This is a genomic window from Aeromonas sp. QDB30 (assembly GCF_027707645.1).
GTDB lineage: Bacteria > Pseudomonadota > Gammaproteobacteria > Enterobacterales > Aeromonadaceae > Aeromonas > Aeromonas caviae.
Genome location: NZ_JAPCIY010000127.1, coordinates 1 through 6,143, shown reverse-complemented (window position 1 = coordinate 6,143; position 6,143 = coordinate 1). Strand labels below are relative to the sequence as shown.

Here is a 6,143-nt window from a genome sequence, read left to right as displayed (position 1 = left end):
AAACCCAACAAGGAGTTTCGGATTCTTACACAGCCTGAGGATCGGTCAATGGATCCTTAACTGATCGGCATTAGGGCTGTACCCCATATTCCCGGCCTATTTTTGTGAGCAGCGGCAAATGCTGGCGATATAAGGTTTGGGCTTGCTTGACTTTCCATTCCGGCACCGCCCGGGGAATATATGTGTCCAGGGTCAGTTTGAATTCCGGCTGATTTTTGTCGTGCCTGATGACGGCATCGACAAGGTGGACATCCGCAAAGGCCGCACTCACCGTCTCGGGCAACATGCCCGCCGCCAGCGCCTGCTCTTTGAGGCTTGCCACGTACTGGTCAAAATCGGGGCCGGCCTGCACCGGCGATCCCGACAGGGCGCCTGACAACAGCAGTGCCAGCCGCCCCGCCCTCATCGTGCGCCCTTTAATTGCGCCTTGTGCTGCTCCAGCAGGTTTTCCGGTGGCGGTGGCACCTGCAGATAAAAGCCCTGGCTCTTCAGGGCGGCCATCACCCGCTCCGTGGAGGCCAGCCCCAGGGGCTTGGCCGGGTCCAGCTTGGTCATCAGGACCAGTTCGGGACGCCCGAAGGTACTCATCAGCACCTCGGGAACGCGGGAAAAGTCCTCTCTTCGTTCAATAAAGAGATAGGTCTCGGCTTTTTTGCGACTTTTATAGACTGCACACAACATGGAAATTGATATAATCCGACGGGTTTATTGCCTCTGGTGGTGGCAAACTATAACATCAGGAATTGAATAACAATAACGTATTACCGTCTCGGTTCGGGGAAGATTCATGGTTGAACGCGATAACGAATTGAAAGGGACCACCTTCACTATTTCTGTGTTGCATCTCAGCGATGGCAATCCGGCCCGGATCCGACAACTGCTGGAGGCCAAGGTCGCGCAGGCCCCCCAGTTTTTTAATTGTGCCCCCCTCGTCCTCAATGTGGAACGCCTCGAAGCGATCCCCGATTTCGAACAGCTCAGGGAGCTGGTTGAGTCGGAAGACTTCGTGCTGGTCGGGATCACGGGGGCGCGGGACGAGGCGATGAAGACGGCCGCCAAGGCGGCAGGCCTCGCCGTCATGGTGTCAGGCAAGAGCCGCAAGGCAGAACCTGAGCCGACGCCGCCAGTGCCAGAGCCCAAGCCAGTGGAGGCCGCACCGGTTCCCCCGGTGCCAGCGCCCGTGGAGGCAAGCAAGGTCCACGTGGGCCCGGTGCGCTCCGGTCAGCAGATCTATGCAGCCGGCACCTCGCTGGTGGTGCTGGGCTCGGTGAGCCCTGGCGCCGAAGTCATCGCCGATGACAGCATCCATGTTTATGGTGCCCTGCGTGGCCGAGCCATCGCAGGGGCCAAGGGCAATCCCAAGGCCCGCATTTATTGCCAGCAATTGCAGGCCGAGCTGCTCTCCATCGCGGGCACCTTCCAGCTCAGCGATGCATTGCCTGCAGGCGTGATACAAGAGCCGGTCCATATCCGGCTCGACAATGAACAACTTCGTATAGACCGAATCAAATAGAGTTACAAGGAAGCGAGAATGGCGCGAATCATAGTCGTTACATCGGGCAAGGGTGGCGTTGGCAAGACGACAACCAGCGCGGCACTGAGCACCGGTCTGGCCCAGCGTGGCCACAAGACCGTGGTCATCGATTTTGACATTGGTCTGAGAAACCTGGACCTCATCATGGGTTGCGAGCGGCGCGTGGTCTATGACTTCGTCAACGTCATCAACGGGGAAGCCAACCTCAACCAGGCCCTCATCAAGGACAAGCGTTGCGAAAACCTGTTCATCCTGCCCGCCTCCCAGACCCGGGACAAGGATGCCCTGACCCGTGAAGGGGTGGAGAAGATCCTGGATCAGCTGGCGGAGATGCAGTTTGACTACATCGTCTGCGACTCCCCCGCTGGTATCGAATCCGGCGCCCTGATGGCGCTCTATTTCGCCGACGAGGCCATCGTCACCACCAACCCGGAAGTCTCTTCCGTGCGTGACTCGGATCGCATCCTCGGTATCCTGGCCTCCAAGTCCCGCCGTGCCGAGCGCGGTGAGGATCCCATCAAGGAGCACCTGCTGCTGACCCGCTACTGCCCGACCCGCGTCAACCGCGGCGACATGCTGAGCGTGCAGGACGTACAGGAGATCCTGGCCATCAAACTGCTCGGGGTGATCCCGGAGTCCCAGGCGGTGCTGCGCGCCTCCAACTCCGGCGAGCCGGTCATTCTGGACAAGGAGTCCGATGCCGGTCAGGCCTACGAGGACGCCGTCGCCCGCCTCTTGGGTGACACCAAGGATTTCCGTTTTCTGGAAGAAGAGAAGAAAGGCTTCTTTAGCCGACTGTTCGGGAGTTAAGCATGTCATTATTGGATTATTTTCGTTCCAACAAGAAACAGAACACCGCACAACTGGCCAAAGAGCGGTTGCAGATCATCGTGGCTCACGAGCGTTCATCCAGAGGGGGGCCGGATTACCTGCCCCAGCTCAAGCAGGACATCCTCGACGTGATCCGCAAATACGTGCAGATCGACCCGGACAAGATCACCGTCCAGCTTGATCAGAAGAGTGACGAATTGTCGGTGCTGGAGCTCAACATCACCTTCGCCGACGACCAGAAGAAGGGATGAGCTGACGCACCATGCGCGACCCCTTCCCCCAATGAAGACCGGATCCTTTCCCAGGATCCGGTTTTTTAATGCCTGGCGTCCCGGCATCTCGCCAAGGGCATCAGGGCCAGCTAGAATACCGCGCACCCCGAGGCGCTGCCGACGGACTTTCCCTCCCCCCTTATCTGGAACACGGCTTTTATGTCTTTGAATGACGAAATGCACAGCGTCGAGGAACTGCTCGACACCGCCCTCGAACTCTTCATGGAGCTGGCCTCCGACAACCTGCCCGAGCAGGAGATCGTCCGCTTCAATCAGGAGTTCAACGACCGCGGCCTGCTGGCGGAGACCGATCCCGCCGACGACTGGGCGGCCGACGTGGGATTTGAGGTGAGCGACGCCGACTATGCCGAGATCTGGGTCGGCCTTGGCAACGAACAAGAAGAGTACGAGCACCTGTTTGCCCGCATGCTGCTCTCCCGCCGCGTCGACGAGAAGTTCTGCCACATCGAATGGCTGCCCCAATAATTCCGGATCCCGATGATCCTGGCCACTATGACTGGGACGGCAGGCCCGAGCCCGTGAGGCCTTCGCGCAGACGGCGACTGCTGGGCTGGCTCGGCAAGCTGCTGCTGGCCGCCTTTGCGAGCACCATCGTCTCGGTCGCGCTGCTGCGCTTCATCGACCCTCCCATGTGGACCTGGCGCCTCGAACGCGCCCTGTTTCCCCCTGCCAAGGTGGCCGAGGTGAAGCACGACTGGGTGCCGCTTGAGCAGATTTCCCGGGAGCTGCAACTGGCGGTGATCGCCGCCGAGGATCAGCGCTTTGCCGAACATCACGGTTTTGACATGGACGCCATCAGCTCGGCCCTCAGGCACAACCAGCAAAGCGGGCGGGTGCGCGGTGCCAGCACCCTCAGCCAGCAGACCGCCAAGAACCTCTTCATGTGGAGCGATCGCAGCTTCCTGCGCAAGGGGATAGAGGCCTGGTTCACCCTGTTGATGGAGCTGGGCTGGGACAAGTCCCGCATTCTCGAGGTGTATCTCAACATCGTGGAGTTCGGACCCGGCATCTATGGCGCCGAGGCGGCCGCCAGGCACTACTTCGGCAAACCGGCGATACGCCTCACCCGCTACGAGGCCTCCCTGCTCGCCGCCGCCCTGCCCAATCCCTGGCGTTATCGGGTCAAGCCCCCCTCACCCTATGTGCAGCAGCGCTCGGCCTGGATCCGTCGTCAGATGGGTCAACTCGGGCAAGTCACCCTGAACCGGGTCCACGGCACAGAGTAGCGCCATCCTGCGGATCAGAGGCGGGCCCCAGATGGCCGCCGACGGTTTCCCGATGAAGGGGCAGATAGTGCCACCACCAGGTTTCGCGCCGCCGCTTGATCTGCCTTCTGTACTGTCGTCGCTTCATCCTGCCAGGCCGCCCCGTCACGCCGCCCCTGCTGGCGGCTCTGTTAACCTTATCCCCTGATCCCGCCATTTGACAGCACGGCGTCACCGCCCCCGGGCTGGCTGCCCATCCCAATACTTGTTAAAGTGGCGAACCTGGACGTATCTGGAGTGATTTCATGGAACAACGTAGCCCGGATCAGCTGGTCGAGTGGGCCTATGATCAGTTTCTGGAGCAGGCCGCCGACATGCTGGCCCCCGAACAAATCGTCGACATCACCCTCGAGTTCGAGCAACGTGGCGCGGTGGAGGCAACCCTGCCCAATGCCGACTGGTCAACCGAACTCGGCGAGCCGGTGGACATGGCACGTTGGGCCGAGGTCTGGGTCGGCTTGCTGGATCATCAGGACGAGTTCGAGGTGATCTACGCCACCTTCCTGCTCCCCCGGGATCAAAGCGAGCACGACGTGCATATCCGCTGGCACCGCCAGCAACAGGCATAAGAAAAGGCGCCCCAGGCGCCTTTTTCGTTTTTTGCGATGCCCGAGTCAGGGGCGTGTCGCGATGGCCTTGGCCAGACAGCGGCGACACCAGCAGGCGCTGGCATCGCTCATGGGCAACGCGGGAAGCTGGCTGCACCAGCAGCGCTCGATGGGTTCCCCCGCCGACACGGCGCAGAACGCCGGCTCGCCGCAGCCCGGGCAGGCATGGGTGCTCTTCGAGCCATCGAGCTCGGCCATGCGGGCCAGCTGGGCCTCGCTGTCCATGGTGGACCACTGGCCTATCTCGGTCAGGGTGCGGCCACAACCGAGGCAGAGCCCCTCCTTGGCCCGGCAGTCACCGATGCAGGGACTCGGCACCTTATTCGTCCCCTGCCGGCGTGTCGGAGCCCACGAGGCGGATGCTGTGCTCCTCGATGACGATCTTGCCCTGCTTGTAGAGGCCGCCGATCGCTTTCTTGAAGGTGCCCTTGCTCATGCTGAACATCTTGTAGATGACGTCAGGATCGCTCTTGTCTCCCACCGCAAGGCTGCCCCCCTGCTTTTGCAGGCGCAGCAGAATGCGTGCGCCGGCGTCATCCATCCGGGCCAGCCCCGGCTTTTGCAGGGTCAGGTCCAGCTTGCCATCTTCGCGCACCTGCTTGACCCAGGCGGTCAGCGGTCGACCCGTCATCACGCGGCCGAACACCTCGTTCTTGAACAGCATGCCGGCGTACTGGCCATTGACCACGGCCTTGATGCCAAGGGGGGTGTGTTCCCCCGGCAGCACCGTCACCTCGTCACCGCTCTTGAAAGGAGGGTCGATGCGCAGGAAGCGCTCCAGACGGCTGGTGCCGACCATGCGCCCTTCGTTGTCCAGCATCAGGTGCACCAGATAGACATGGCCCACCTGCATCGGCTTGTTCTGCTCGCGGCTTGGTACGAAGAGATCCTTTTTCATGCCCCAGTCGAGGAAGGCACCAATCTTGTTGGCGTTGACCACCTTGAGACCGACGATGTCCCCCACCATGGCGAAGGGCTTGTCGGTGGTGATCACCGGCTCGCAATCCGCATCCAGATAGAGGAAGACGGACACCTCGCTCTCCTCGGCGACGCCTTCCGGCAACTGGCGCCTGGGCAGCAGCAGCTCGCCGTATTCCCCCGCCGCCAGCCAGGCGCCGCGCTCCTCGATCTCGACGACGGTCAGGGTGTTCATCTTGCCAATCTGTAACATGGTGATCTCTTCTTTCAATATCCGGATGGGCCCATCTCATGGAAGACCCGTCATATAGAGGTGCATCGCCGCCGTCGGATGAGAGAGGACGGGGCCGATTTATGTCATGCAGGCGCGCATGTTACCCCAGAGCGGCAGCAGGACCTAGCCCCTCCCCCCTGTGTCTGACCTCTTTTCCCGCTCCCGGGCGGCCAGATTGACGATATTAGCAGCATTCAGTTCCCCCTTTGCTGCAAATAACCCCACTTTTAGGTAGACTTCGCGGCCGTCAAATCCAGAGGAAGCGTCGATGAACCCAGCCACTCGTACCCGTCATCTCAATCATTGACATCCTCCCCCACCTTAGCGCTTCGCGTCACAGGATGGGGATTCCCATTACTGGGTGATAGCTGCTCGCGCAGTACCGGGTTCCTGCTTCATCGGGCGGCCTGATTGCACCGC

General features: G+C 61.1%; 9 protein-coding genes and 1 pseudogene. 6 read left to right on the top strand and 4 right to left on the bottom strand.

The window, feature by feature from the left end:
- Positions 1–73 precede the first annotated feature (73 nt).
- Both PG896_RS20345 and PG896_RS20340 read right to left on the bottom strand, forming a co-directional pair.
- Positions 74–406, bottom strand: a pseudogene (locus PG896_RS20345) (lytic murein transglycosylase); the annotation flags it as partial.
- Positions 403–681 carry a YcgL domain-containing protein gene (locus PG896_RS20340; protein ID WP_029314494.1) on the bottom strand — a complete coding sequence of 93 codons (279 nt, stop codon included), beginning with the start codon at positions 679–681 and terminating at the stop codon, positions 403–405. The pseudogene PG896_RS20345 and the gene PG896_RS20340, both read right to left, overlap by 4 nt.
- A gap of 106 nt (positions 682–787) precedes the next feature.
- On the opposite strand from PG896_RS20340, the gene minC reads away from it, so the two are divergent.
- The 6 genes from minC (at position 788) to PG896_RS20310 (ending at position 4,492) form a co-directional block, all read left to right on the top strand.
- Positions 788–1,513, top strand: coding sequence for a septum site-determining protein MinC (gene minC, locus PG896_RS20335; RefSeq protein WP_039039101.1), 726 nt, complete (start codon positions 788–790; stop codon positions 1,511–1,513).
- Positions 1,514–1,531: 18 nt separating this feature from the next.
- Positions 1,532–2,344: a septum site-determining protein MinD gene (gene minD, locus PG896_RS20330; protein WP_010674647.1), complete on the top strand. Its 813-nt coding sequence runs from the start codon at positions 1,532–1,534 to the stop codon at positions 2,342–2,344.
- A gap of 2 nt (positions 2,345–2,346) precedes the next feature.
- Entirely contained in the window at positions 2,347–2,616 is a 270-nt protein-coding gene (gene minE, locus PG896_RS20325) for a cell division topological specificity factor MinE (RefSeq protein WP_010674646.1), read from the top strand.
- 180 nt (positions 2,617–2,796) lie between these two features.
- Positions 2,797–3,123 carry an HI1450 family dsDNA-mimic protein gene (locus tag PG896_RS20320; protein WP_029314491.1) on the top strand — a complete coding sequence of 109 codons (327 nt, stop codon included), beginning with the start codon at positions 2,797–2,799 and terminating at the stop codon, positions 3,121–3,123.
- A gap of 53 nt (positions 3,124–3,176) precedes the next feature.
- Positions 3,177–3,884 (top strand): monofunctional biosynthetic peptidoglycan transglycosylase, encoded by a 708-nt coding sequence (gene mtgA, locus PG896_RS20315; protein ID WP_080767838.1) that lies wholly within the window; start codon positions 3,177–3,179, stop codon positions 3,882–3,884.
- 284 nt (positions 3,885–4,168) lie between these two features.
- Positions 4,169–4,492, top strand: coding sequence for an HI1450 family dsDNA-mimic protein (locus PG896_RS20310; RefSeq protein WP_010674643.1), 324 nt, complete (start codon positions 4,169–4,171; stop codon positions 4,490–4,492).
- 45 nt (positions 4,493–4,537) lie between these two features.
- On the opposite strand, the gene PG896_RS20305 is transcribed toward PG896_RS20310, so the two are convergent.
- Together PG896_RS20305 and PG896_RS20300 are read right to left on the bottom strand one after the other, a co-directional pair.
- Complete coding sequence (locus PG896_RS20305; RefSeq protein WP_048207615.1) at positions 4,538–4,849, bottom strand: DUF1289 domain-containing protein; 312 nt, start codon at positions 4,847–4,849, stop codon at positions 4,538–4,540.
- A gap of 1 nt (position 4,850) precedes the next feature.
- Complete coding sequence (locus PG896_RS20300) at positions 4,851–5,720, bottom strand: CvfB family protein (RefSeq protein WP_042014378.1); 870 nt, start codon at positions 5,718–5,720, stop codon at positions 4,851–4,853.
- Positions 5,721–6,143: the final 423 nt, after the last annotated feature.

Coding starts and splice junctions, on each gene's coding strand:
- minD (WP_010674647.1), top strand. CDS start 1,532: ATGGCGCGAATCATAGTCGTTACATCGGGCAAGGGTGGCGTTGGCAAG.
- PG896_RS20340 (WP_029314494.1), bottom strand. CDS start 681: ATGTTGTGTGCAGTCTATAAAAGTCGCAAAAAAGCCGAGACCTATCTC.
- minE (WP_010674646.1), top strand. CDS start 2,347: ATGTCATTATTGGATTATTTTCGTTCCAACAAGAAACAGAACACCGCA.
- PG896_RS20320 (WP_029314491.1), top strand. CDS start 2,797: ATGTCTTTGAATGACGAAATGCACAGCGTCGAGGAACTGCTCGACACC.
- minC (WP_039039101.1), top strand. CDS start 788: ATGGTTGAACGCGATAACGAATTGAAAGGGACCACCTTCACTATTTCT.
- PG896_RS20310 (WP_010674643.1), top strand. CDS start 4,169: ATGGAACAACGTAGCCCGGATCAGCTGGTCGAGTGGGCCTATGATCAG.